Origin of the sequence: Myxococcus sp. AS-1-15 (assembly GCF_020037055.1) — a bacterium.
Classification (GTDB): Bacteria; Myxococcota; Myxococcia; order Myxococcales; family Myxococcaceae; genus Myxococcus; species Myxococcus fulvus.
In genome coordinates this window covers 479,051-500,255 of sequence record NZ_JAIQDF010000004.1, presented here as the reverse complement: position 1 = coordinate 500,255, position 21,205 = coordinate 479,051, and the positions used below count along the sequence as shown (strand labels likewise).

The following is a 21,205-nucleotide window of genomic DNA, read 5'->3' as shown; positions in this document are numbered from 1 at the left end:
TCGCGCCCATGTCGGACGATAGTGGAGACAAGACAGAGGAGCCGTCGCAGAAGAAGCTCGACGACTCTCGCAAGAAGGGGCAGGTCTGGAAGAGCAAGGACCTGAGCGGCGTGGCGGTGCTCGTGGTGGGCCTGGCCGCCGTGAAGGCGACCTGGGACAACCTCGAGAAGGAGATCTCCAGTCTCTTCCTCTTCAGCTTCGACCACGTGGCGCGGGGCGGAGACCTGGCCGACGCGACGGGCCAACTGCTCTACCTGGGCGTGCGGGCGCTGCTGCTGGTGACGCTGCCGGTGCTCCTGGGGGGCGCGGTGATTGGCGGGCTGATGGAGTTCCTGCAGGTGGGCTCCCTGTTCACCATGGACCCGCTGATGCCCAAGCTGGACAAGCTCAACCCGCTGGCCGGGTTGAAGAACATGTTCAGCAAGAAGTCGCTGGTGGAGCTGCTCAAGAACCTCATCAAGATTTCCGTCACCGCCTACGTCGTCTACGGCGTGGTGCGCGACGCGATGCCCATGGTGCTGGAGACGGTGCGCCAGGACACTCACACCATCATGGTCATCATGGGGGAGCTGGTGACACGCGTGGCCGCGCGCGTGGCGCTGCTCTTCGTCATCTTCGCCATCTTCGACGTCTGGTGGCAGCGCAAGTCCTTCATGAAGGACATGATGATGTCCAAGGACGATGTGAAGAAGGAGTACAAGGAGAGCGAGGGCGACCCGCATCACAAGGCCAAGCGCAAGGAGTTCCATCAGGAGATCATGGAGGGCCAGCAGATGGAGGCCGTGCGGGACGCGGACGTCATCGTCACCAACCCCGACCACGTGGCCGTCGCCCTCAAGTACGACCGGGAGAAGGACGGCGCCCCTCGCGTGCTCGCCAAGGGCGTGGACCACAAGGCCGAGCGCATCAAGGGCATCGCCCGCGAGCAGGAGGTCCCCACGCTGCGCAACGTGCCGCTGGCGCACGCGCTCCTGCGGGTGGAGGTGGGCCACGAGGTCCCGGAGGAGCTGTACGACGCGGTCGCCGAGGTCCTCAACTTCGTCTACGAGCTGAAGAACGGCGCCCCCCAGGCCCCCGCGGCCCGCGCATGACGGGGTGGGGTGGGGCTACAATCGCCGGGACTTCGCGGAGCTGCCCATGAGTGACGACGCCGAAATCGCCATCGCGCTGAAGTACGACAAGGAGAAGGACGGCGCTCCGCGCGTGGTGGCCAAGGGCCTGCGGCTCAAGGCGGAGAAGATTCGCGCCATCGCCAAGGAGCACGGCATCCCCGTGATGCGCAACATCCCCCTGGCCAACGCGCTGTACCGGGTGGACGTGGGCCAGGAGGTGCCCGAGGAGCTGTACGACGCGGTGGCCGAGGTCCTCAACTTCATCTACGAGCTCCAGCGGGAACAGGCCGCCTCGGGCGGCAGGTAGGCGAGGGGGGCTGGACGGCCCCCCCCTGTCTGGGGTGTGCTCCGGAATCGACGATGGCCAGAATCAACAATCAGCCCCCCGGTGGACCCCAGTGGCCCTGGGGGGGACCCCGCAGCGTCCGTGAGCGGCTGGTCGACCCGTCCCAGGTCGACCGCAAGAAGCTGCGCAAGACGGGCAACCCCAAGAACCCGGCGCTCGCGTCCGCGGCGCTGCTGGACTTCATCGGTCCGGCGCACTCCTCGGAGGAGCTCCGCCTGCCCCTGCCGCCGCACCCCGGCGGACACGAGGCGGACCTGGAGGGCTTCAGTGACAGGCCCCACCTGGCCAGCGTGGCGGGGCGGGGGAGCGACGAGTCGCGCCACCTGCTGGAGCGCGGCCTGTCGCGCATCAACGCCTCGCCGGACCGCCTGGAGCGCCTCAAGGCCCTGCTCCAGCGCGAGGCCTCCATGCTCACCCTGGTGGACCAGGTGAACGAGGAGACCAAGGAGATCATCCGCCGGATGTGGGCGGAGCAGAAGGACGAGGGTTACTAGCGCCATGCCGGAGGACCCTCAGGACGAGGCGCAGCTGGCGGCACGGCTGCAGCGTTGGGCGGACGGCAAGTCCACGCTGCGCGAGGTGCGCGGCTACTCCAACGACGAGCTCTACGCCATCGCCAAGACGGCGTACTTCTTCTTCTACCAGGGGCGCATCAACGAGGCGCGCACGCTCTTCCAGGGCCTGTACGCCGTCAACCCCACGGACGGCTACTTCGCCAAGGCCCTGGGCGTGGTGGAGATGGCCGCCGGGAACGGGCAGGGCGCCCTGGCCGCCTTCGACGTGGCCGCCAAGCTGTCCCCGCAGGACCCCTCCGTCTACGTGGGCCGCGCCGAGGTGAAGCTGGCCCTGGGTCAGAAGCAGCAGGCGCTGGAGGACCTTCGCCGCGCCGCGGCGATGACGCCCCAGGATGATCCCGTGGTGCGCAAGGCCGGCGCCATGGTGACGGCGCTCACCCGCCGTTGAGTCCAGCACGCTCCGGCGTCCGGCTTCGGCCAGACGCCGGGTAGGTGAGCCTGGAACAGTCTGCTAGGCTCGCCGGGTTCACTCACCCCAACCCTCTTTGTGGAGAGGTGGAGAGTCATTCGATGAGCACGCAGAAGGCGAAGATGGGCGCGCTGCCGCCAGAGCCCGCGGCGCTGGTGGAGAAGCGCGAGAAGCTGCTGGCGGAGCTGGAGACGCAGTCGAAGACGGCCCAGGGCACCTTCCTCCAGGTCGTCCGCACCATGAAGATGCTGGTGTCGTCCACCACGCCGGGCGCCCCGTTCGACGAGCGCCTCTACGGCGACGTGTCCAGCGCGCTCGAGCGCTTCATGGCCGACCCCATCCTCCCGGTGCCTCCCGCGTTGGGCATGGTGGTGACGTACCTGTCGGAGCGCCTGAACACCTACGGGATGACCATCCAGAACGCCGTCAAGGAGGCGAACCCGGAGATGCACGCGAAGCTCGCGTTCACGCCTCCGAGCGCCCAGCCGGCCCCCGCACCGGCGGCGCCGGCCGCCGCGGCCCGCGCCCCCGCCGCCAAGGATGGCTTCGAGAGCGGCTCTTCTCGCCGGGCCCTGGCGCTGGACCCCGAGGCCAACCCCCCTCCGCCCGCGGCGGACCCGAAGCAGGAGCAGCAGAAGCTGGAGGGTTTCAAGGCCTGGATGAAGAACCCGAGCCTTGGAAAGATCAAGGGTTAGGCCTGTTTCCGGAGGGGACCCGGGACGGGCGGATAAGCCGGAAATGATCCGGATAATTCGCAGGAAACTTCTGGCCCCCTCCCCCGATAATCTTTTTGTAGCCGCCGCTGCACTTCACCTCGCAGCACTCACGAATTAATCACAGGAGAACGTCCATGAGCATCTCTGCCAACTTCAACGCCGCTGCGAGCAGCATCCTGGCCGGTTCCAAGGCCTCCAACGACATGATCGCGGCGGCCCCGAAGGATCAGCAGCCGTTCCTCCGCGCGCAGGAGCAGATGCAGCGCGAGGCGAAGCTGGTGGAGCTCATCTCCAACTCGATGAAGGCCATCGAGAAGATGCAGAGCGCCATCACCAGCAACATGCGCTAATTCGGTTCAGCGCTGGTCGCAGCACCCTGGCCTCGCAACAGCTCTCCGAGCTGCTGCGGGGCCGGTTCATTTCTGGCCGCCGGTGGACACGCGGCCCTCGAGCGTCCGAAACTTTCCGCGCCGCTCCACGAGAATTCCTTCAACCCTACCTTTTGGAGAAATCCATGGTCGCTCCCGTCAATGGCGGTCCCCGCTATACCTCCTCGACGCAGAAGACCGCGTCCGAGTCTTCCACCCAGACGCCGTCGGATCCGGCCGCGGAGCGGGCCAAGCAGCAGGCCACCATGGATGGAATCCGCAAGAAGGACCCCAGCAAGCTGACCGGCGCGGACCGCGACAACTACGCGAGCGCCCTGGGCACGGACAAGATCCTGGAGAACAAGGCGTTCCTCGGCTTCTTCCCCGACTCCGTGTCGGAGACCATCGCCAAGAAGCTGGACGAGGACGTCGCCAGCTTCATGAAGCAGAACCCCAACGCGTCCCTGAAGGACATCGACAAGCACGTCGACGACCGCTTCAAGGCGCAGATGTTCAGCGCGGTGGTGGCCCAGAAGGGCGTGGACATGGCCATCGCCAACCTGAAGAAGCAGTTGCAGAAGACGCGCGACGGCTTCGACGATTAGCTCGCTCGGCGTCTCCTGACTGGTGGGCCTGCTGGAGGCGGGCTAGACTCCAGGCCGCCTCCATGTTCCGCCCCGGGAATGAGTCCAGATGACGACGACCCAAGCCAAGGCGCCGGTCTCCGAGAATGATGTGAAGCCGCTGTCCGGTCCGGCGCTGCTGGAGCGGGCCACGCAGGGCTTCGACCTGTTCCAGGAAGGCCGCTTCCAGGAGTCGCTGGCCCTCTTCGAGGAGCTGGCCGCGATGGATGGCTCGGAGGCGTACTTCCAGACCGCCCTCGGCGCCTGCCACCTGGCGCTGGAGAACCTGGACCAGGCGGAGGCCTTCTTCAACCGGGCCATCGAGCTGGACCCCTCGGACCTGACGCCGTTCGTCAACCGGGGTGAGGTCCATCTGCGCCAGGGCAAGGTGATGGAGGCGGCGCGTGACTTCAACCACGCGGTGTCCCTGGACCCCGAGGGCAAGGATCCCTTGAGCGCTCGCGCGCGGATGCTGGCGGCCGCCGCCCTGGAGAGCGTGGAGGAGGCCCAGTCCGGCGCCCCCGAGCGCGACTCCGGCTCCGAGCGTCCCTGAAGTCCCCCCGTCTCCCCCCTGGACGGAACACCCCCGCCCGGCTCGTGAGGCCCCCCTTGGGCCCGGGGCCGGGCGCGGACTAGGATGGGTATCCTCTGATGTCCGCCTCCAATCCGAACAGCTTCCTCTCGAAGTACTCCGACATCGTCCTGGCTGTTGTCGTGGTGGCCATCGTCGGGATGATGATCGTCCCGCTGCCGCCGCTGCTGCTGGACGTGCTGCTGACGCTGAACATCAGCATCTCGGTGGTGCTGCTGCTGGTGTCCCTCTACGTGCCAGCGGCGCTGCACCTGTCGGTGTTCCCGACGCTCCTGCTCATCACCACGATGTTCCGGCTGTCGCTGACCATCTCCACCACGCGGCTCATCCTGCTGACGGGAGATCCGGGTGAGGTGGTGGTCGCCTTCGGAAACTTCGTGGTGCAGGGCAACTTCGTCGTCGGCGCCATCCTGTTCCTCATCCTGGTCATCGTGAACTTCATCGTCATCTCCAAGGGCTCGGAGCGCGTCGCCGAAGTGGCCGCGCGCTTCACCCTGGACGCGATGCCGGGCAAGCAGATGTCCATCGACGCGGACCTGCGCGCGGGCTCCATCGACCAGGACCAGGGCAAGAAGAAGCGCCGCGACCTGGAACGCGAGAGCCAGCTGTTCGGCGCCATGGACGGCGCCATGAAGTTCGTCAAGGGCGACGCCATCGCCAGCATCATCATCACCGTCGTCAACATCGTCGGTGGCCTCATCATCGGCGTGACGCAGAAGGGCATGTCCGCGGCCGACGCGGCCCAGAAGTACACGCTGCTCACCATCGGTGACGGCCTGGTCGGCATGATTCCCGCCATCCTCATCTCCACCTGCGCCGGCATCATCGTGACGCGCGTCGGCGGCGAGGAGGAGGGGGCCCACCTGGGCAAGGACATGGGCAGCCAGCTCACGGCCTACCCCAAGGCCATCGCCATCGCCGCGGGCATGCTCATCATCCTGGGCCTGGTGCCGGGTCTGCCGAAGATTCCCTTCTTCCTGTTGGGCTTCGGCGCGGGCTTCGGCGCGTGGACGATGCTCAAGAAGCAGAAGGAAGCGCAGATGGTGGAGGAGGCCGGGCCGGCCATGGAGTCGGACCTGGGCACGCCGATGTCGTCGGAGCCGGCGCCCAAGGAGCCGATGAACCCGGACTCCGAGCTCTTCATCCCCGTCGTCACGCCCATCGTCCTGGAGGTCTCCGACGCGCTGGTGCCGTACGTGGACTCGCGTCAGGACAACGGCAAGTTCCTCTTCGAGCTCATCCCGTTCATGCGCGATGGCCTCTTCGTGGAGCTGGGAGTCCGCTTCCCGGGCGTGCGCGCGCGCGGCAACTCGTCGCTGCCGCCGGGGGCGTACCAGATTCAAATCAACGAGGTGCCCGTCGTCACCGGGCAGGCCACGCTGGGCCACGTGCTCGTCAACGACACGGTGGACCGCCTGCGCCTGATGAACATCCAGGGCTTCGAGGCCATCAACCCCGCCACCCGCCAGCCGGCCGCGTGGGTGCCCGAGCAGCACCGCGACACGCTGGAGGCCGCGGGCCTGACGACGTGGGACGTGCCCGGCTACATCATCCTCCACGTGGCGGCCATCCTCCGGCGCAACGCGCGGGAGTTCGTCGGCGTGCAGGAGACGCAGACGATGCTGGAGCAGCTGGAGAAGGCCTTCCCCGCCATCGTCAAGGAGGTCATCCCCAAGGTCGTCAACGTCCTGAAGCTCACGGACATCCTCCAGCGCCTGGTGGAGGAGGAGATCTCCATCCGTGACCTGCGCGGCATCCTCCAGGCCCTGTCGGAGTACGGCCAGGTGGAGGCGGACAACGTGATGCTCACCGAGCACGTGCGCGCCTCGCAGCGCCGCTACATCTCCCACAAGTACGCGCGCGGCAGCGGCACGCTGGTGGTCTACCTGCTGGACCCCAACATCGAGGAGGCCATCCGTGGCTCCATCAAGCGCACCTCGGCGGGCGCGCACCTGGCGCTCGAGCCGGAGCTGGCGCAGGAGATCGTCCAGGCCGTGCGCTCGGAGTGTGGCCACCTGCCCCCGTCCGCCCAGCGCCCCGTCATCCTCACCGCCATGGACATCCGGCGCTACGTGCGCAAGCTGCTGGAGTACGAGTTCAACCCCTCGTTCTCCGTGCTGAGCTACCAGGAGCTGTCCCCCGAGCTGAACATCCAGCCGGTGGCCCGCATCTCCACCCGGTAGTCCCGGGGCAGGGCAGGGCGCGGGGGCGTCACTTCCGACCCCCGCCGTCGTGATCGGAATCCTCGCGTTTCAACGCAACTCGCGAGGCCGGACACCGACAATGGAAGGAAGGCGGGAGTGCGTGCTCTCCAGCGCGGATTCCCCGAGATTCGGGAGGAAGTCATGACGAGTGTCAATCAGGCCGGCAACGCTTCCCGTACCCTCAGCACTGGCAGCACGAAGGTCGGGCTGAGCGATGCGGAGCTGACGAAGAACCTCGGTCTCATCGAGAAGACGGTGGAGAGCGCGTTCGCGGACATCGAGTCCGCGGTGAAGGCGCTCAACCAGCTCAGCGAGAACTCGTTCTCGACCGAGCCGGTCCGGGTGAGCGACCTGACCGCGACGGTGGACTCCGGGAACGTGTTCCCCACGGAGAAGCCGCTCATCGACGAGAACACCTTCCGCCCGGCGGACAAGCTGAAGGTGGACGACAAGGGCACCATCACCACGCCGGGCGGCTACAAGATCGAGCAGCTGGGCCAGTTCGAGTGGAAGATCTCCGGTCCGGACGGCAAGAGCACCCGCATCTGGGGCGACCCGCACGTCGACGAGAGCGACGGCGGCAAGTTCGACTTCAAGCGCAACACCACGTTCCAGCTGCCGGACGGGACGGAGATCAACTGCACCACCGTGCCCTGGGGCAACAACGGGATGACGGTGACGGGCAAGCTGGACATCACCAACGGCGCGGACCACATCGCCGTCACGGACATCGACAAGGGCAAGGGCAAGGTCGGTGAACTGACCAAGGACGGCTACGAGACGACCGTCGCCTTCCAGTGGAACGACACCTTCCAGAACAACAGCCGGGACCTGCTCGTCATGGGCAAGGACTCCGACGACTGGGCCAACCAGGGCAAGGAAGTCCTGGGCGACGAGGGCGGCGGCGCCACCTTCAAGCACGGCAAGGACCTGGAGTTCCAGTACAAGGACACCCCCTCGGTGCTCAACCTGCTGCCCGAGCCGGCTAAGGACAAGAAGGACACGTCCAAGGCGGGGGACGTCACCCAGCAGCGCGACGCGCTGATGCAGAAGGTGAACGACCACATCACCCAGGCCATCGCCGTGCTGGGCAAGCCGAAGGAGTCCGAGAAGGAGCAGCCCCTCGAGGACCGCTTCAAGTCCGTCGCCGACATGTTCAAGGCGCTGGATGAGATCAACTCGCTGAATGATATGGTCAAGCCGCGCAGCAACATCTTCATCTGACCCATGGCAACAAGAGGGGCCCTGTCCGAGGGGCCTCTCGCGAGGTGGTCTTGAGCGGCAAACCGGAGAGCGGTGGAACGCCGGACGTGCGGATTCCGAAGGCCCTGGTGGACAAGCTCGTCAAGGGCGAGCTCCAGCTGGGCCAGTTCCTGGGAATGACACGTGAGCGGCTCTTCGAGTACGCCGCCGTGGGCCACAAGATGCTCCAGGCCGGCCGTACCCGGCTGGCGCTGGACATCTTCCAGGGCCTGACGGCGGCCGCGCCCCAGGAGCCCGCCTTCCACACCCAGCTGGCCGCCACGCTGCTGACGATGGAGCGCGTGGACGCCGCGTTCGACGCCTACCAGCGCGCGCTCGCGTTGGATGGCTCGCACGGCGACGCGCTGGTGGGCCGCGGCGAAATCCTGCTGCGCCGGGGCAACGTCCCGGAGGGCCTCAAGGACCTGAGTCGGGCCATCGAGCTGGACCCGGGCCTGAAGAAGCGCTCCACCCAGCGCGCCAAGGGCACGCTGCTCGCGCTGAAGAAGCAGGCCGAGACGCTCAAGGCCGCCCGGCCGAAGCGCTGACGTGACGCCGTCCCCGCGGTGAGTGCGTGCGGGCGCGCATGTCGCGCCCGCGCCTCCCGTGCCCCCTCAGGCGCCGGCGACCACGGCGATGAGCAGCACCAGGAACACCAGCCCCACCACGCCCATGACGACGAGCGGGACGAGCTTCTGCTTGTCCTTGAGCATCGCCATGGCGCCGCCCGGAGCGACCTCGTCCGGGACGGAGTTCTCCTGGGAGGACTGGATGGGCTCCTCGATGGGGCCGGGCTCGGGCTCGGGTTCCGGCTCCGGGGGAGCGGGCTCCGGCTCCGGCTCCGGGGGAGCGGGCTCGGGCTCCGGCTCCGGAGGCTTCTCCTTTCGCACCGGCGCGGGGCGCGAGGGCGACGGAGGCGGGGCCTTCTTCACGTCGGTGGCGAGCTGGACGGGCTCCTCGGCGGGCTCGGCCGGGTCGACGTAGAGGAAGCGCGTGCCGCCCACCTCCACCTCGTCGTTGTCCTTGAGCGCCTTGCGGTTCACCCGCTTCTTGTTGACCTTGATGCCGTTGCGGCTGCCCAGGTCCTCCACGTGGGTTCCGGACCAGTCGCGGCGGATCTTCGCGTGCTTGCGCGAGGTGAGGTCGTCCTTGAGGACGATGTCCACCTCCTTCTCGTCCCGGCCGATGACCAGCTCGGACGCGTCCGCGATTTCGATGCGCTCGCCCTCGCGGGGGCCGTTCATGATGCGCAGGTAGCGCTCCTCCGAGGAGGACAGTCCGCGCATCACGTCCTTCAGGTTGTCGCGCGCGATGAAGGACGTCTTCTCCGACGTGGCGTCCCCGTTGATGAGCTCCGTCACCTTGTCGAAGCGCACGTCGTACTGCGCGATGGCGATGACGTCGCCGTTGCGCAAGAGGCGCTTCTCGCCCTTGGGCAGGGGCTTGCCGTTGACCTGGGTGCCATAGGCGCTGCCCAGGTCCTCCAGGAAGAATAGCGTGCCCTCCTGGCAGATGCGCGCGTGGTTGCGCGACACCGCCTGCTGGGCCAGCACCACCTGGCAGGACTTGTCTCGCCCCAGCGTGATGACCGATTCGGTGAGGACGTGCTCGGTGCCCTTGGCTCCGGCCTCGCTGCGCTGCGTGACGGTGAGACGGACGCTCATCGAGGGGGTGGTGCTTGCAGGGAACTGCGGGGCATCAGAACGTCGCGTTGCTCAGGTACTTCTCGCACGTCTGATACTCGGTGGGGAACTCTTCGGAAGTCGCATACTTCAGGAAGTTCTTGCAGGCCACCTCGGCGTGCTCGTGCTTGTTGGCGTCCTGGAAGAGCTCGAAGAGTCCGAAGTGGCAGGGGGCGTACTTCCCATCCAGCTTCACGCACTTCTTGTAGGTGGTCTCCTCCTCGGCCAGAAGCCCCTTCTCGCGGAAGGTGCGGGCGAGGGTGAAGAGCGCGGGGGCGGAGTTCTCCGCCTGCTGGGTGTCCTTGACCTCACGCAGGCCCGCGTCCGTGAGCGCCGCCTTGCGCTGGGCCAGGGCGAGGTTGTTGACGCAGCTGGTCAGCTTGGCGTCCAGCTGGATGCAGTTGGCGAAGGCCTCGCGCGCGTCGACGAAGCGGCCCAGCTCCATCAGCGTGTTGCCGTAGTCGTGCCAGACGTCGGGGTTGTTCGGGTCCGTCGCGGCGGACTGGGCCATGTGCTCGGCGGCCTCTTCGTACTGGTCCTCCTCGAAGGCGATGATGCCCAGCGAGTGGTGGGCGGCGGCCAGGTTCGGATTGATGGCGAGCAGGGTGCGGAACTCCTTCTTCGCCTCCGTGTACTTCTTCATCTTCATCATCGTGACGGCGAGGCTGTAGCGCGTGTCCAGGTTGTCCGGGTTCACCTTCAGGGCGCGCCGGTAGTTGTCGTGCGCCTTCCCGTAGGCTCCCTCCTCCGCGTAGAGGTAGCCCAGGTTCTGGTAGGACTGGAGGTGCTCCTGGTTGTAGCGCAGGGCCTTGATGAAGTGCTTCTTCGCGTCCTCCTTGCGGCCGGCCATCATCGCGATGATGCCCTTGTTGGCCCACAGGTCCGCGTACTGCGGCGAGAACTCCAGGCCCAGGTCGCAGTAGACCTCCGCCTTCACCAGGTTCTGGGCGTGCAGCTCCTGGGCGCAGAGCTCGTTGTTGATGAGCGCGCGCTCATGCGGCGGCGGCGTGGACAGACAGCCGGCGAGCGGAAGCGTGCAGACCAGGGAAAGCGCGGTGACGAGACGGGCAAGACGCATGGCCGACCGAGTGTAGGAGAGCGCCTCCTTTGGCGCAACGCCTCGGCGGGGCCTGAATCCGGGCTGATTTCGGTGGGTTGCACGATTAGAGTGGCCGCCCATGCGTACCTTGCTCTGTGCTTTCACCTTCGCGCTGGCCCTGCTCGGGGCGGCCCCGGCTCACGCCCAGTTCGCCAATCGCAGCCTCGGGTTGTCGCTGGGTTACATGGACTTCAACCGCACCAAGGGGTTGGACGACGCCTTCTTCCTGGGCATCGACGCGAGCCTCTATATCGAGAACGGCTTCGAGCTGGTGTCCCTGTCGAAGGTGGCCTTCCCCCGCGACACGACGGACCCGGCGCGCAAGCGCGTGGTGGGCCTGGCCCCGTCGCTGGGCATCCGCTACCTGCTGATGGAGGAGAGCATCCGCCCCTACCTCGGCTCCGACATCAGCTACCTCATCGTCTTCAAGGAGAGCATGAGCAACTTCGTCGGCATCGGGCCCAATGCCGGCGTGGACTTCTTCATGTCGGACTCGGTGAGCGTGGGGCTCAGGGCGCAGTACAACTTCTACATCGCGCTCAACGAGAAGACGCAGAACTCGCTGACGTTGTCAGCGGGCGTGGCGGCGTACTTCTAGCGCTTGGGCAGGAGGGCCGCGGCGACGAGCAGCGTCCATTTCTCGTCGGACAGGTGGGCGGGCTTCTCCATCGCCAGCGCGTCCTGCAGCCGTGCGCCGAGCGCGGCGAACAGGCGCAGGCGGGCCTCCATGCGCAGCTCGTCCCGGCGGAGGACGGCGGTGAGCACCAGCTCCCGCTCCTCCGTGGACAGCCGCTTCACGCGTGAGACGAAGAGCGGATCCGCCAGCAGGCCCTCCTCGCCGGAGGCGTTGATGGCGGAGGGCACCTTCAGCCGCCGCTCCCGCACGACGATGGTGCCGGCGAGCATGTCCCCCAGCCGCTGCTGCGAGCCGGAGACGAGCGCCGTCACGCCACCCACCAGGTACAGCAGGGGGAGCCGGTCCACGGGACGGGCCAGGTTGCGCAGCGCCGCGTGGTAGAAGCCGATGCGCACGCCGCTCTCCTGGATGACCCGCAGGGACAGGGCGCGCTTGCCCACCGTCTGGCCGCTCCAGAGCGTCTCCAGGGTGATGCCGTAGCCCCAGTCCACCAGGAAGTACACGACGATGCCCAGCGCGCTCGCGACGCCGGGGAAGGCGGCCATGACCAGGCTCAGCCCCAGGATGACGGCGAGGCTGATGACCACGACGATGACCGAGTCCAGGAGCCACGCCAGGAAGCGCGAGTACAGGCCCGCGAGCGTGAAGCGGAACTCCACGTACTCCGGTGTGAGCACCGTGTGGGTGCCGTCCAGCAAGGTGTCGGTGGCCGTCGTCACGGCGGGCAGTGTAGCCGGCTCTCCGGGCATGCGGGGGAGCATGGGGGGATGCGGGTATTCCCAGGTGAGCCCTTCGGGGGCCCTGCCTGGCCGACCACCCGGCGAGTGCCCCGTGGGGGGCGCGGGCGGACGGGCGTCTGTGTTAATCATGGCTGTCGGGGTGGTGGGGTAGCCTCGCCGCCCCTCGCGCAACGTGCCCCCCTCCGCCACCTCATCCTGGAACCGCCGCCTCTTGCCGGCGGCCGCCTTTCAGTTCGCGCTCATCGCTGGGGTGACGCAGCTCAAGACGGCGGCCAACGCGCTGGTGTTGTCGCGTTTCGACTCGCAGGCGCTGCCCTACCTGTACCTGTTGGGTGCCCTCATCACCGCGGCGCTGACGGTGCTGCCGCGCTTCAAGCCGGGCTCGCCGTTCGAGTCGCCGGGCGTGCTGACGGGGCTGGGCGGTGTGGTGTCGATGGGGCTGGCGGTGGCGCTGTCGGTGGGCGTGAGCACGTCGGCGCTGGCGTTGTACCTGTTCGCGGACACGTTCTCGACGTTCGTGTCATTCCGGTTCTGGGCGCGCATGGCGTCCGCCTTCGATGCGCGCGAGGCCCGGCGCGCCTTCACCGCGCTCAATGGCTTCGCCATGGGCGGCGGCATCGTCGGAGGTCTGCTGGTCCAGGGGCTGGCGGAGCGGCTGGGCACGCCGGCCATGGTGGTGAGCGGCGGCCTGGGGCTCTTGGCCGCGGGCGCCATCTTCCACCACCTGTATCGCGGTGAGCCGCCGCCTCCGCCCCGGGGGCGTCCGGCGCCCACGTCGTTCATGGCGTTCAGCTACCTGGCGGAGAGCCCCTACGCGCAGGTGCTCGCGGCGCTGGGCATCTCGTTCGCGGTGCTGTCGTCCTTCGTCGACTACCTGTTCCGCATCCGGCTGGAGGGCCAGCTCAGCGAGGACGCGCTGGCGGCGCTCTTCGGTTCGCTGCAGCTGTGGATTGGACTGTTCTGCGTCGCGTTCCAGCTGTTGTTGACGCAGCGGCTGCTCAAGCGCCTGGGGCTCCTGCGCTACGTGGCGCTGGTGCCGCTGGTGCTCGCGCCGTTGGCGGGCGCGACGCTGGTGACGCCCGACCTGTGGCCGGTGCACCTGTTGCGGCTGGTGGAGACGGCGGTGAGCTACTCCATCCTGCCGGTGGGCATCCAGCTGCTCTACGCGGCGGTGCCGGATGACCAGCGCGAGGGGCTGCGCGCGGCGGTGGATGGGCTCTTGCGCAAGAGCGGCGTGGTGGTGGCCGGTCTGCTGCTCATCGGCGCGGGGCGCGCGGCCACGGGCATGTCGATGGCGGTGGCCGTGGTGGCCATGTGCGCGGCGCTCGGGTTGCTCCTGGTGCGTCTCAAGCCCGCCTACGTCGCGGCGCTGGGTGAGCAGGTGGGCGCGCACGAGGAAGAGGAGGTGGAGCTGGAGGGGGAGGAGGAGCAGCGCCTGTTGACGGAGGCGTTGTCGGCCCCCATGCCGGACCGCGTGCTGCGCGCCGTGGATTTGATGGAGCAGGCGGAGGTGTCGCTGCGGCAGCACCTGCCGGCGTTGCTGCGACATCCGCATGAGCGCGTGCTGGAGCGGGGCGTGGCCCTGGCGCTGGAGCTGGAGGCTCGCGAGCTGGCGCCGGTGCTGGAGCGATTGGTGGAGGAGGGGCCTCGTCGGCCTCGGGACCAGGCCGTGTGGGCGCTGGCGCGGCTGTCTCCGGAGCGGGCGGAGCGGCTGTTGCCGGCGCTGCTCAACCACCCGGACGTGGGGCTGCGGTGCGCGGCCATCGGCGCCCTGGTGAAGTCGACGGGGAGCGCGGCGGCGCTCGCGTCGCTGGAGGAGCTGCTCGCGCGCGGTGAAGGGGCTCCGGTGATGGAGCGCCGTGAGGTGGCGAAGCTGCTGGGGCGGCTCCAGGACGCGCGCTTCGCGGGGCCGCTCGCCCGGTATCTGGATGATGGGGACACCACCGTGCGGCGCGTGACGCTGGCCGCGGTGGGGGAGGGCGGCTACGTGGAGCTCGCGCCCCGGCTGTTGCCCTTCCTGACGTGGCGCGAGGAGCGCAAGACGGCCCGCGAGGCGCTCATCGCGCTGGGCGACGCGGTGACGCCGCTGGTGGAGGAGCACCTCAACAACAAGAAGGCGCCGCTGGCGATGCGGCTGCAGCTGCCTCGCGTGCTGCGGGGCATCGGTACGCCCGCGGCGCTGGACGCGCTCTTGTTCTCCAACGTGCGGGATGATGCCTCGCTGCACTTCCGCATCGGCGCGCAGCTGTCGCGGCTTCGCGACGAGCACCCCGAGCATCCGGTGGACGTGGACCGCGTGCGCGAGGCGCTGGGCCGCCGGCGGGACACGTATCGGGCGCTGGTGGGGGCCTATCGCGACGTGCGCGCGGCGTTGGGAGATGGCTCGTTGCTCACCCGCGCGGTGGGCGACCGGCTGGACCAGGCGCTCGAGCTGTCGTTCTTCCTGCTGGGGTTGTTGGACTCGTCGCACCGCATGCGCGGCATCCACTACAACCTGGTGGGGCAGGATGCGCGGCGGCGGGCGCTGGCGTTGGAGTTGTTGGACAACCTGCTCTCCGAGGAGGACCGGGAGCTGGTGATGGAGCAGGTGGAGGCGCACCACCGGGAGCTGCCTCCCGGGGCGTCGGGGCGGCTGTGGCGCAGGCTGGCGGCGCTGGTGCAGAGCGAGGACGTGGTGCTGCGCGCGTGCGCCCGCCACATCGCGCGGGTGAACGGGCTGGACGTGCTCCCGCAGGAGGGTGAATTGAGCGACCGCATTGTCCAACGGATGTTCGAGCTGGAGGGCGTGAGCGTCTTCTCCCAGAGCGACGTGGATGACATCGCGGCCATCGCTGCGGTGGCCCGCGAGGGCTTCTTCCGCGCCGGTGAGCGCATCTACGCGCAGGGCGACCCGGGGGACGCGCTCTACGTCATCGTCGACGGCGCCATCGATGCGTTCCACGACGGCGAGCACGTGCTGCGCTTCCAGGGCAAGCAGGCCTTCGGCGAGGTGAGCCTGCTGGATGGCGCGCCGCGTCCCACGGACATGGTGGCCGCGGTGGACACGCGGGTGCTCATCATCGACCGGCGTGACTTCCTGGACCTGCTCGCGGACCGTCCCGAACTGCTCACGGGGTTCTTCCGCGCGGTGAGCCTGCAACTCCAGGCGCTCATCGCGCTGCCGGACTCGCGCGAGACGGGCGAGCGGCTGGAGATGACCGCGCCCGCGGCTCCCACCGCGCCGCCGCTGCCCACGGGCCCCGCGCCCGAGGGCTCGGAGCCGCCGACGACGGAGAAGCGCACCCGGGGTGGAGACGCCTGAGCGGCTCGGCGTGCTCGGGTTGACCGAGGGCTTCGAGCCGACGGGTTCGTGGCGCTGCCCGCGGGGGCCGTGTCCGAGGGCTTGGGGCCGATGACGTAGACATGCTCCCGGGGCGGCGACACCTGAGTGGCTCGCCGCGCTCCGGCTTCTCTGGGACCAGGTGCCGACTGCTTCGTGCGGCTGCCCGTGAGGTTGATGCCTGAGTGGCGGTGGCGGCGTCGTTCGTTGCGCCCCGTGACGAGGCGCGCTCTCTCAGGAGTCCTTGGCCGGGTGGTCCTGGTCCGGGCTGGAGGGAGGGAGCCGGCGGGCACGCTCGTGCTGGAGGATGTGCGCGGAGGCCACCGGGATGAGCGGCCGCACGAAGAACTTCAGCGGAGCGAAGGAGCCCACGAAGCGGACCAGCGACAGCCCCGCATACGCCCAGGGGTGGCGCTCCACCGAGGCGACGGGCGCGTAGACCTCGCTCGTGCGCTGGGTCCACATGGCGCCGTAGCGCTGGAGAATCCCCCACCGCAGGCCCGGCACACGGGTGGTGAGCGTCGTCCACGCGCGCAGGAACCACGGAGGCCGCTGGCCCTCCACTTCATCCCAGGCGCGGCAGCTCTTGGCGGCGGTGAACACCATCAGCCACCACATGCCCCACAGCGAGGTGATCGCCGTGAGCAACGGGCCGCTCAGGCCCGTGCAGAACAAGGGCGAGGCGACGAAGACCGCGGCCGGGACTCCCACCGCGAACAGGAGCATCGCGCGCACCCGACGCTGGACCTTCTTGCGCAGCCACTGCACGTTCAGCCGGACGTGTGGCGTGAAGGCCTCGTCCTCCGGCTCGATGCGCGTGAGCAGGCTCGCGTCGCGCGAGATGACGTCGTGGTAGTCGCGTGAGAGCGCGATGATGACCCACTGCGCGAGCTGCATCGCCGCGAACAGGGCGATCCAGAACGGCAGGCTGAGCAACGAGAAGCCCTTGTACGAGAGGAAGGGCAGGGCGTCCTCCTCCGGCGGAGGGGGATGGACCTTCTTCCGGGGCTCGCTCGACGAGGGGGCTCCCGCGACGCCGCCGTCAGAGGGGGCCTCGGCGCCGCCCTGCTGGACCTCCGTCGTGATCGCCTCGGCGATGAGCGCTCCCAGCGCACTCGCGAGAGACGGTCCCCCGTCGCCCTGTCCGCTCGCCGCGGCCTCGACGTCGCGAACCCGCTGCTCGAGGGCCTTGTCGCGCGCGGCCTCGGCCTCCAGGGCCTGCTGCATGGCGGCGCTCGCGGCCTTGAGGCTCTCGCGCACGTCGGGGGGCAGAGAGTCCACGTCATCCAGCACGGCCTCGGTGCTCGCCGGGGCCTTGAGGGTGTCGTCCGCGATGGCTCCTGACCCCATCGGACGCGCGCCCGGGATGGCGGTCTCCGCGAGCCCTGCCCCCGCAGGGGCCTGGGAATCTCGCGCCGAGTTCTCGGAGGCCGGACGCTCATCCGCCGGCTCCGCCGCTGCCGCGAGTTTCTCGGAAGGTCGAGCCTTGTTCTCGGAGGCCGGGGGTTCGTCCGGCTTCGTGGCTTGAGGGGCCGCGTGCTTCTCGGAGGCCGGTGCCTGGCGCTCCCCTCCACGGGTTTCGTCTCCTGGCTTCGCGGACTTCTCTGCCGACGCGGTCTCGGTCGTTCCAGCTGAGGACATCGAGCCAGGCTTCTTCGCGAAGTGCGTTGGCGCCACCGTCCCGGAGCCTTGCTCCTGTTCAGCGGCCGCCTCTTCGTCACCCGGCGCCGCCTGCGCTTCCGCGGGCTCATCCCCGTCACCCTGCTCGGCGGCCTCGGCCTCTGCGACGGCCGTGCCCCGTGCCACGGAGGTCTCCTCCCCGGCCTGGGGGCCCGCGGAGGCCTCCTGCTTCTCACGCTCCCGGGCGGCGATGCGTCGTCGGCGCCGCTCGCGCAGGCGCTCCATCACCTCCGGGTCGACGTCCTTCGCCTTGTCCTCCGCCATGGCGTGCGCGGCCGCCTGGATGACCCGGGAGACCTCCGCCTCGACGGCCGCGTCCCGTCGCTCGTCCACCGCGTTCGCGGCCTTCTTCGCCGACCCCATGCACGTCAGCGCGAGCGCCAGGGCGACCATCGTCTGCATCATCCCCACACGCAGGTACCGGGAGCGCGCGGCGGAGTCCGCCAACAAGGCCCGGGCGATGTGGAACGGCAGGCTCATCCCATGCGCGAACTGCCTCAGCCGACCCTGCTGGCCCACACCGGAGCCATGCTCCTGGAAGTGGGTGGCTCCCTTTTGCAGTTCTTCCCAGAAATGCTGGGTCGAGGTACGACCGGAAGGGTTCTCCCCGCGCGCCGCGTCCTGACTCTGCTCTCCTCGGCGTGAGGGTGGGGCTTCAGGGGCCGAATGATCCGACACGCCGGCCACCGTATCACGTCCGGAGTTGTGCTAAACGGCGCTGCTGTGAACTCGACCCCCTGCTATCGCTTCCGTCCCTCCCGCCAGTCGCGCCTGTCTGGCGTGCTGGTCCTCGCGCTCGGCGCTCTGGCCGGCTGCGAGAAGAGCAGTCCTCCCCCCGCCGCGCCCGCCACCGAACAGCCGGACGCCGCTCCCGCGAAGCCCGCGGTGCCCAGCGAGGTCACGCTGCTGGTCACCGGCGGCACCTTCGGCCAGCTCCAGCCCGTCGAGGGCAAGGGCGGCGCCGCCGAGCTGCTCGGGCAATGGGTGAACAACGAGAAGCACTGTCCGGGCCCCGTGAAGGATGGCCAGGCCACGTGCGCGGACTCGGGCACCCTGGCGCTCGCCACCGGTGACCACTGGAACGGGCCCGCCCTGTCGTCCTTCTTCCTGGGCGCCCCCACGGCCGAGGTCATGGGCCGCATGGGCTACGCCGCCTCCGCCATGGGCAACCACGAGCTGGCGTTCGGCAAGGAGGCCTTCCTCAAGAACCGCGCCTCCGGCGGCTTCCCCTTCCTCGCCGCCAATCTGCGCGTGAAGGACCCGGCGCTCGCGGGTGACATGTCCCTGCCCGCGTTCCAGGTGTTCGACCGTCGCGGCCTGAAGATCGGCGTGGTGGGCCTGGCCTCCGAGAAGACCGTGCGCACGGCGATGGCCGGCCGCGCCGACGGGCTCGAGGTCACCGGTTACGAGGAGGCGCTCGCCAGCGCCGTCCCCGAGGCCCGCAAGGCCGGCGCGGACACCGTCGTCGTCGTGGCCGACACGTGCGTCACCGAGCTTCAGCCGGTGGTCGCCAAGCACCCCGAGTGGAAGCTTGCGCTCGTGGCCGGCGGCCGCTGCCCCGCGCAGGTGTACTCGAAGGAGAACGGCACCATCTTCGCGTCGCTGGACCGCGGCTTCTCCAAGTACCTGCGCGCGCACATCACCTTCGACCCGGCGAAGCCCGCGGGCGAGAAGGTCACCCAGTTCGAGGGCAAGCTCGTCGACGTGGCCGGTGGCACGCCCGACGCCGAGACCGCGCAGCTGGTCGCCAAGTGGAAGGCGCAGCTCGACGAGGTGCTGGGCCAGCAGATCGGCTTCACCAAGACGGGCATCCCCCAGGCCTCGCCGCAGATGGCGAAGTGGGTCGCGGGCGCGGTGCGCGAGTCGCTCGGCACCGACGCGGCCATCCTCAACAAGGGCGGCATCCGCGGCGACCTGCCGGCGGGCCCGGTGACTCGCGGCAGCATCTACACGGTGATGCCGTTCGAGAACTCGCTGCTCGTCGTGAAGCTCAAGGGCGAGGACCTGGCCAAGCAGCTGGCCAACCCCAACGCGCTCATCTCCGGCTTCACCGCCGCGGGCAAGGGCAAGTTCAAGGACGCCAAGGGCAAGGCGCTGGACCCCGCGAAGGAGTACACGGTCGCCACCGTCGAATACCTGTACTTCGGCGGTGACGGCTTCGAGTTCGAGAAGCTGGCCCCCGAGCCCACCGAGACGGGCATGGCGTGGCAGACGCCCGTGGTGGACTGGACCAAGCAGCTCGACTCCAACGAGAAGAAGCCGCTGGAGAAGCAGCTGAAGTAACCCGCGCCCACGCGCGGCTCCACGAGGCGCCGGACGAGCTCCCACCTGGGCTCCTCCGGCGCTTCGTCGTTGCGGGCCCCAGGGGACGTGGCCCCGGGGGCCTGGGCTGCGCGGCTACTCGCCGCCGATGGGCGAGGTCGCCGAAGGTGCGGCGCCGCACACGGCCTCATAGCGGGCCAGCGTGTCGTGCACCGTCTGGCTCAGCCGCACCGGCGTGCCCTCGTAGAGGACCTCCACCGCGAGCTGCTGCGTGGCGAGCGCCTCCTGGCACCGGCCGAGCTGGAAGAGGATGGTGGAGTACGTGTCCAGCACGCTCGCGTTCCCCGGCGCGAGGGCGAGGGCCCGCTGCGCCGCCGCCAGTCCCCGCTCGGGCTGGGCCGTGCGCGCGTAGTAGCGGGCGAGCCCCTCCTGCGCGGCGACGTTGTCGGGAATCAACTCCACCGCGCGCAGCCTCGCGGCCTCCTGTTCCTCCGTCGCGTAGCCCGCGGCATCCAGCGCCTGGGCGAGCGCGTCCCACGCCCTGCCGCTCTCGGGCCTGCGGCCCACCAGCTCCCTCGCGAGCTCCAGTTGCTCCTGCGGCTCGGCCGTGTTGCGGATGCGCAGCAGGGCCACGGTGAGGTTGCCCGGGTCCTCCTTCAGCGCCTGGGCCATCTCGAACTCGGCCTTCTCCAGCCGCTCCTCGGGGGTGGCGCCTCCCGGCGTCATCAGGAAGAGGCGCGCGCGGATGGCGTGCACCTCCGCGGGCTCCAGGGGCCGGATGTCGATGTCCCCGGAGACGGGCAGCAGCGGCGCGGTGATGGTCGGGGAGCGCATGGGCACCGTGCCCAGGGCGTAGGCGTGGACCTGTCCGGCCAGGTCCTTCACTCCGTGGAACGCCGCATCCCAGGCGACGCGCGGGTCCTCCCCGCCCATCAGCCGCTTCTGGAAGCGCTCGAAGCGCTCGGCGTGCTGGCTGATGAAGAAGTGCACCCAGAGCCACGCGGACACGTAGTACTGCTGGGACTCGGCGCTGCTCATCGGCCCGCGGCGGTCCCACTCCCACAGCTCGTCCAGCGTGCGCCAGCCCTGGCGCCGGGCGATGTCCAGGAAGGGGCCGTGCTTCGCCCCCAGCACCACCTCCTGCTTCTCCGGCTTGAGGGCGATGGTCTCCAGGTAGGTGGCCAGCCCCTCGGACAGCCAGCGGGGCTGACGCACCAGCGCGAACTGGGAGAGGTAGTGCGTCAGCTCGTGGGCCTGCGTGGAGATGTCCGCGCCCTCCTCGCTGAGCGCGTAGCTGTGGCCCGCCATCACCAGCACGGGGCCCTCGGCCATCGTCGCGGAGAAGCCCTCGATGCTGACCTGGGTGAACTCGGAGAGCTCCCGGCGGTTGCGCAGGACGATGACCTCCACCGTGCCCGGCGGGTCGAAGCTGCCGCCCCAGGCCTGCAGCAGGCCCTGGCGCATCAGCTCCAGCTCCCGCGCGGCCTCGGCGGACGTCTCCGCGTCCAGGTTCGTGCGGACGGTGAAGTGCGGGCTCTTCACCTCCACCCAGGGGCGGCCGCCCTCGAGGGGGCACAGTGCTCGCATGGAGCTGCACCC

General features: G+C 69.1%; 19 protein-coding genes. 14 read left to right on the top strand and 5 right to left on the bottom strand.

Annotated features, from left to right (window positions below; genetic code table 11):
* Positions 1 to 8 precede the first annotated feature (8 nt).
* The 11 genes from sctU (at position 9) to K8625_RS15150 (ending at position 8,735) form a co-directional block, all read left to right on the top strand.
* Positions 9 to 1,091, top strand: a complete 1,083-nt coding sequence (gene sctU / locus K8625_RS15200; protein WP_223746598.1) for a type III secretion system export apparatus subunit SctU — start codon at positions 9 to 11, stop codon at positions 1,089 to 1,091.
* A gap of 46 nt (positions 1,092 to 1,137) precedes the next feature.
* Positions 1,138 to 1,419, top strand: a complete 282-nt coding sequence (locus K8625_RS15195; RefSeq protein ID WP_141323021.1) for an EscU/YscU/HrcU family type III secretion system export apparatus switch protein — start codon at positions 1,138 to 1,140, stop codon at positions 1,417 to 1,419.
* 53 nt (positions 1,420 to 1,472) lie between these two features.
* Positions 1,473 to 1,952 (top strand): hypothetical protein, encoded by a 480-nt coding sequence (locus tag K8625_RS15190; RefSeq protein WP_141323022.1) that lies wholly within the window; start codon positions 1,473 to 1,475, stop codon positions 1,950 to 1,952.
* Between the two features lie 4 nt (positions 1,953 to 1,956).
* A complete protein-coding gene (locus K8625_RS15185) occupies positions 1,957 to 2,421 on the top strand; it encodes a SycD/LcrH family type III secretion system chaperone (protein WP_074957228.1) in 465 nt (154 codons plus the stop codon).
* Positions 2,422 to 2,543: 122 nt separating this feature from the next.
* Complete coding sequence (locus K8625_RS15180) at positions 2,544 to 3,137, top strand: hypothetical protein (protein ID WP_223746599.1); 594 nt, start codon at positions 2,544 to 2,546, stop codon at positions 3,135 to 3,137.
* 155 nt (positions 3,138 to 3,292) lie between these two features.
* The gene (locus tag K8625_RS15175) at positions 3,293 to 3,508 is read left to right on the top strand and encodes a hypothetical protein (protein ID WP_223746600.1); all 216 of its coding nucleotides are present in this window, start codon (positions 3,293 to 3,295) and stop codon (positions 3,506 to 3,508) included.
* Between the two features lie 164 nt (positions 3,509 to 3,672).
* Positions 3,673 to 4,131 carry a hypothetical protein gene (locus K8625_RS15170; RefSeq protein WP_223746601.1) on the top strand — a complete coding sequence of 153 codons (459 nt, stop codon included), beginning with the start codon at positions 3,673 to 3,675 and terminating at the stop codon, positions 4,129 to 4,131.
* An 88-nt stretch (positions 4,132 to 4,219) separates the two neighbouring features.
* Positions 4,220 to 4,702 (top strand): tetratricopeptide repeat protein, encoded by a 483-nt coding sequence (locus K8625_RS15165; protein WP_223746602.1) that lies wholly within the window; start codon positions 4,220 to 4,222, stop codon positions 4,700 to 4,702.
* Between the two features lie 98 nt (positions 4,703 to 4,800).
* Positions 4,801 to 6,924: a type III secretion system export apparatus subunit SctV gene (gene sctV / locus K8625_RS15160; RefSeq protein WP_223746603.1), complete on the top strand. Its 2,124-nt coding sequence runs from the start codon at positions 4,801 to 4,803 to the stop codon at positions 6,922 to 6,924.
* 162 nt (positions 6,925 to 7,086) lie between these two features.
* The gene (locus K8625_RS15155) at positions 7,087 to 8,169 is read left to right on the top strand and encodes a DUF1521 domain-containing protein (protein WP_223783100.1); all 1,083 of its coding nucleotides are present in this window, start codon (positions 7,087 to 7,089) and stop codon (positions 8,167 to 8,169) included.
* A gap of 44 nt (positions 8,170 to 8,213) precedes the next feature.
* On the top strand, positions 8,214 to 8,735 hold the full coding sequence (locus K8625_RS15150) for a tetratricopeptide repeat protein (RefSeq protein WP_370640324.1): 522 nt from the start codon (positions 8,214 to 8,216) through the stop codon (positions 8,733 to 8,735).
* Positions 8,736 to 8,801: 66 nt separating this feature from the next.
* Here the strand turns inward: K8625_RS15150 and K8625_RS15145 are convergent, their stop codons facing one another.
* Positions 8,802 to 9,851, bottom strand: a complete 1,050-nt coding sequence (locus K8625_RS15145; protein ID WP_223746606.1) for an FHA domain-containing protein — start codon at positions 9,849 to 9,851, stop codon at positions 8,802 to 8,804.
* 34 nt (positions 9,852 to 9,885) lie between these two features.
* Positions 9,886 to 10,947, bottom strand: a complete 1,062-nt coding sequence (locus tag K8625_RS15140) for a tetratricopeptide repeat protein (protein WP_223746607.1) — start codon at positions 10,945 to 10,947, stop codon at positions 9,886 to 9,888.
* A 100-nt stretch (positions 10,948 to 11,047) separates the two neighbouring features.
* Between K8625_RS15140 and K8625_RS15135 the strand changes: the two genes are divergently transcribed.
* The gene (locus K8625_RS15135) at positions 11,048 to 11,566 is read left to right on the top strand and encodes an outer membrane beta-barrel protein (RefSeq protein WP_223746608.1); all 519 of its coding nucleotides are present in this window, start codon (positions 11,048 to 11,050) and stop codon (positions 11,564 to 11,566) included.
* Here the strand turns inward: K8625_RS15135 and K8625_RS15130 are convergent.
* Complete coding sequence (locus K8625_RS15130; RefSeq protein WP_370640325.1) at positions 11,563 to 12,366, bottom strand: RDD family protein; 804 nt, start codon at positions 12,364 to 12,366, stop codon at positions 11,563 to 11,565. The two genes, K8625_RS15135 and K8625_RS15130, sit on opposite strands and share 4 nt — an antisense overlap.
* 151 nt (positions 12,367 to 12,517) lie before the next feature.
* Here K8625_RS15130 and K8625_RS15125 point away from each other — a divergent pair, with 151 nt between their 5' ends.
* Entirely contained in the window at positions 12,518 to 15,646 is a 3,129-nt protein-coding gene (locus K8625_RS15125; protein WP_223783099.1) for a cyclic nucleotide-binding domain-containing protein, read from the top strand.
* Positions 15,647 to 15,898: 252 nt separating this feature from the next.
* On the opposite strand, the gene K8625_RS15120 is transcribed toward K8625_RS15125, so the two are convergent.
* On the bottom strand, positions 15,899 to 17,863 hold the full coding sequence (locus K8625_RS15120; RefSeq protein ID WP_370641914.1) for a hypothetical protein: 1,965 nt from the start codon (positions 17,861 to 17,863) through the stop codon (positions 15,899 to 15,901).
* 204 nt (positions 17,864 to 18,067) lie between these two features.
* Here K8625_RS15120 and K8625_RS15115 point away from each other — a divergent pair, with 204 nt between their 5' ends.
* Positions 18,068 to 19,627, top strand: a complete 1,560-nt coding sequence (locus K8625_RS15115) for a bifunctional UDP-sugar hydrolase/5'-nucleotidase (protein ID WP_223746610.1) — start codon at positions 18,068 to 18,070, stop codon at positions 19,625 to 19,627.
* 114 nt (positions 19,628 to 19,741) lie between these two features.
* On the opposite strand, the gene K8625_RS15110 is transcribed toward K8625_RS15115, so the two are convergent.
* A complete protein-coding gene (locus K8625_RS15110) occupies positions 19,742 to 21,193 on the bottom strand; it encodes a hypothetical protein (RefSeq protein WP_223783098.1) in 1,452 nt (483 codons plus the stop codon).
* Between the last annotated feature and the right edge of the window lie 12 nt (positions 21,194 to 21,205).

Excerpts from the sequence above, each read along its gene's own strand:
- sctU (WP_223746598.1), top strand. The coding sequence starts at position 9 with ATGTCGGACGATAGTGGAGACAAGACAGAGGAGCCGTCGCAGAAGAAG.
- K8625_RS15195 (WP_141323021.1), top strand. The coding sequence starts at position 1,138 with ATGAGTGACGACGCCGAAATCGCCATCGCGCTGAAGTACGACAAGGAG.
- K8625_RS15190 (WP_141323022.1), top strand. The coding sequence starts at position 1,473 with ATGGCCAGAATCAACAATCAGCCCCCCGGTGGACCCCAGTGGCCCTGG.
- K8625_RS15185 (WP_074957228.1), top strand. The coding sequence starts at position 1,957 with ATGCCGGAGGACCCTCAGGACGAGGCGCAGCTGGCGGCACGGCTGCAG.
- K8625_RS15180 (WP_223746599.1), top strand. The coding sequence starts at position 2,544 with ATGAGCACGCAGAAGGCGAAGATGGGCGCGCTGCCGCCAGAGCCCGCG.
- K8625_RS15175 (WP_223746600.1), top strand. The coding sequence starts at position 3,293 with ATGAGCATCTCTGCCAACTTCAACGCCGCTGCGAGCAGCATCCTGGCC.
- K8625_RS15170 (WP_223746601.1), top strand. The coding sequence starts at position 3,673 with ATGGTCGCTCCCGTCAATGGCGGTCCCCGCTATACCTCCTCGACGCAG.
- K8625_RS15165 (WP_223746602.1), top strand. The coding sequence starts at position 4,220 with ATGACGACGACCCAAGCCAAGGCGCCGGTCTCCGAGAATGATGTGAAG.
- sctV (WP_223746603.1), top strand. The coding sequence starts at position 4,801 with ATGTCCGCCTCCAATCCGAACAGCTTCCTCTCGAAGTACTCCGACATC.
- K8625_RS15155 (WP_223783100.1), top strand. The coding sequence starts at position 7,087 with ATGACGAGTGTCAATCAGGCCGGCAACGCTTCCCGTACCCTCAGCACT.
- K8625_RS15145 (WP_223746606.1), bottom strand. The coding sequence starts at position 9,851 with ATGAGCGTCCGTCTCACCGTCACGCAGCGCAGCGAGGCCGGAGCCAAG.
- K8625_RS15140 (WP_223746607.1), bottom strand. The coding sequence starts at position 10,947 with ATGCGTCTTGCCCGTCTCGTCACCGCGCTTTCCCTGGTCTGCACGCTT.
- K8625_RS15135 (WP_223746608.1), top strand. The coding sequence starts at position 11,048 with ATGCGTACCTTGCTCTGTGCTTTCACCTTCGCGCTGGCCCTGCTCGGG.
- K8625_RS15130 (WP_370640325.1), bottom strand. The coding sequence starts at position 12,366 with ATGCTCCCCCGCATGCCCGGAGAGCCGGCTACACTGCCCGCCGTGACG.
- K8625_RS15110 (WP_223783098.1), bottom strand. The coding sequence starts at position 21,193 with ATGCGAGCACTGTGCCCCCTCGAGGGCGGCCGCCCCTGGGTGGAGGTG.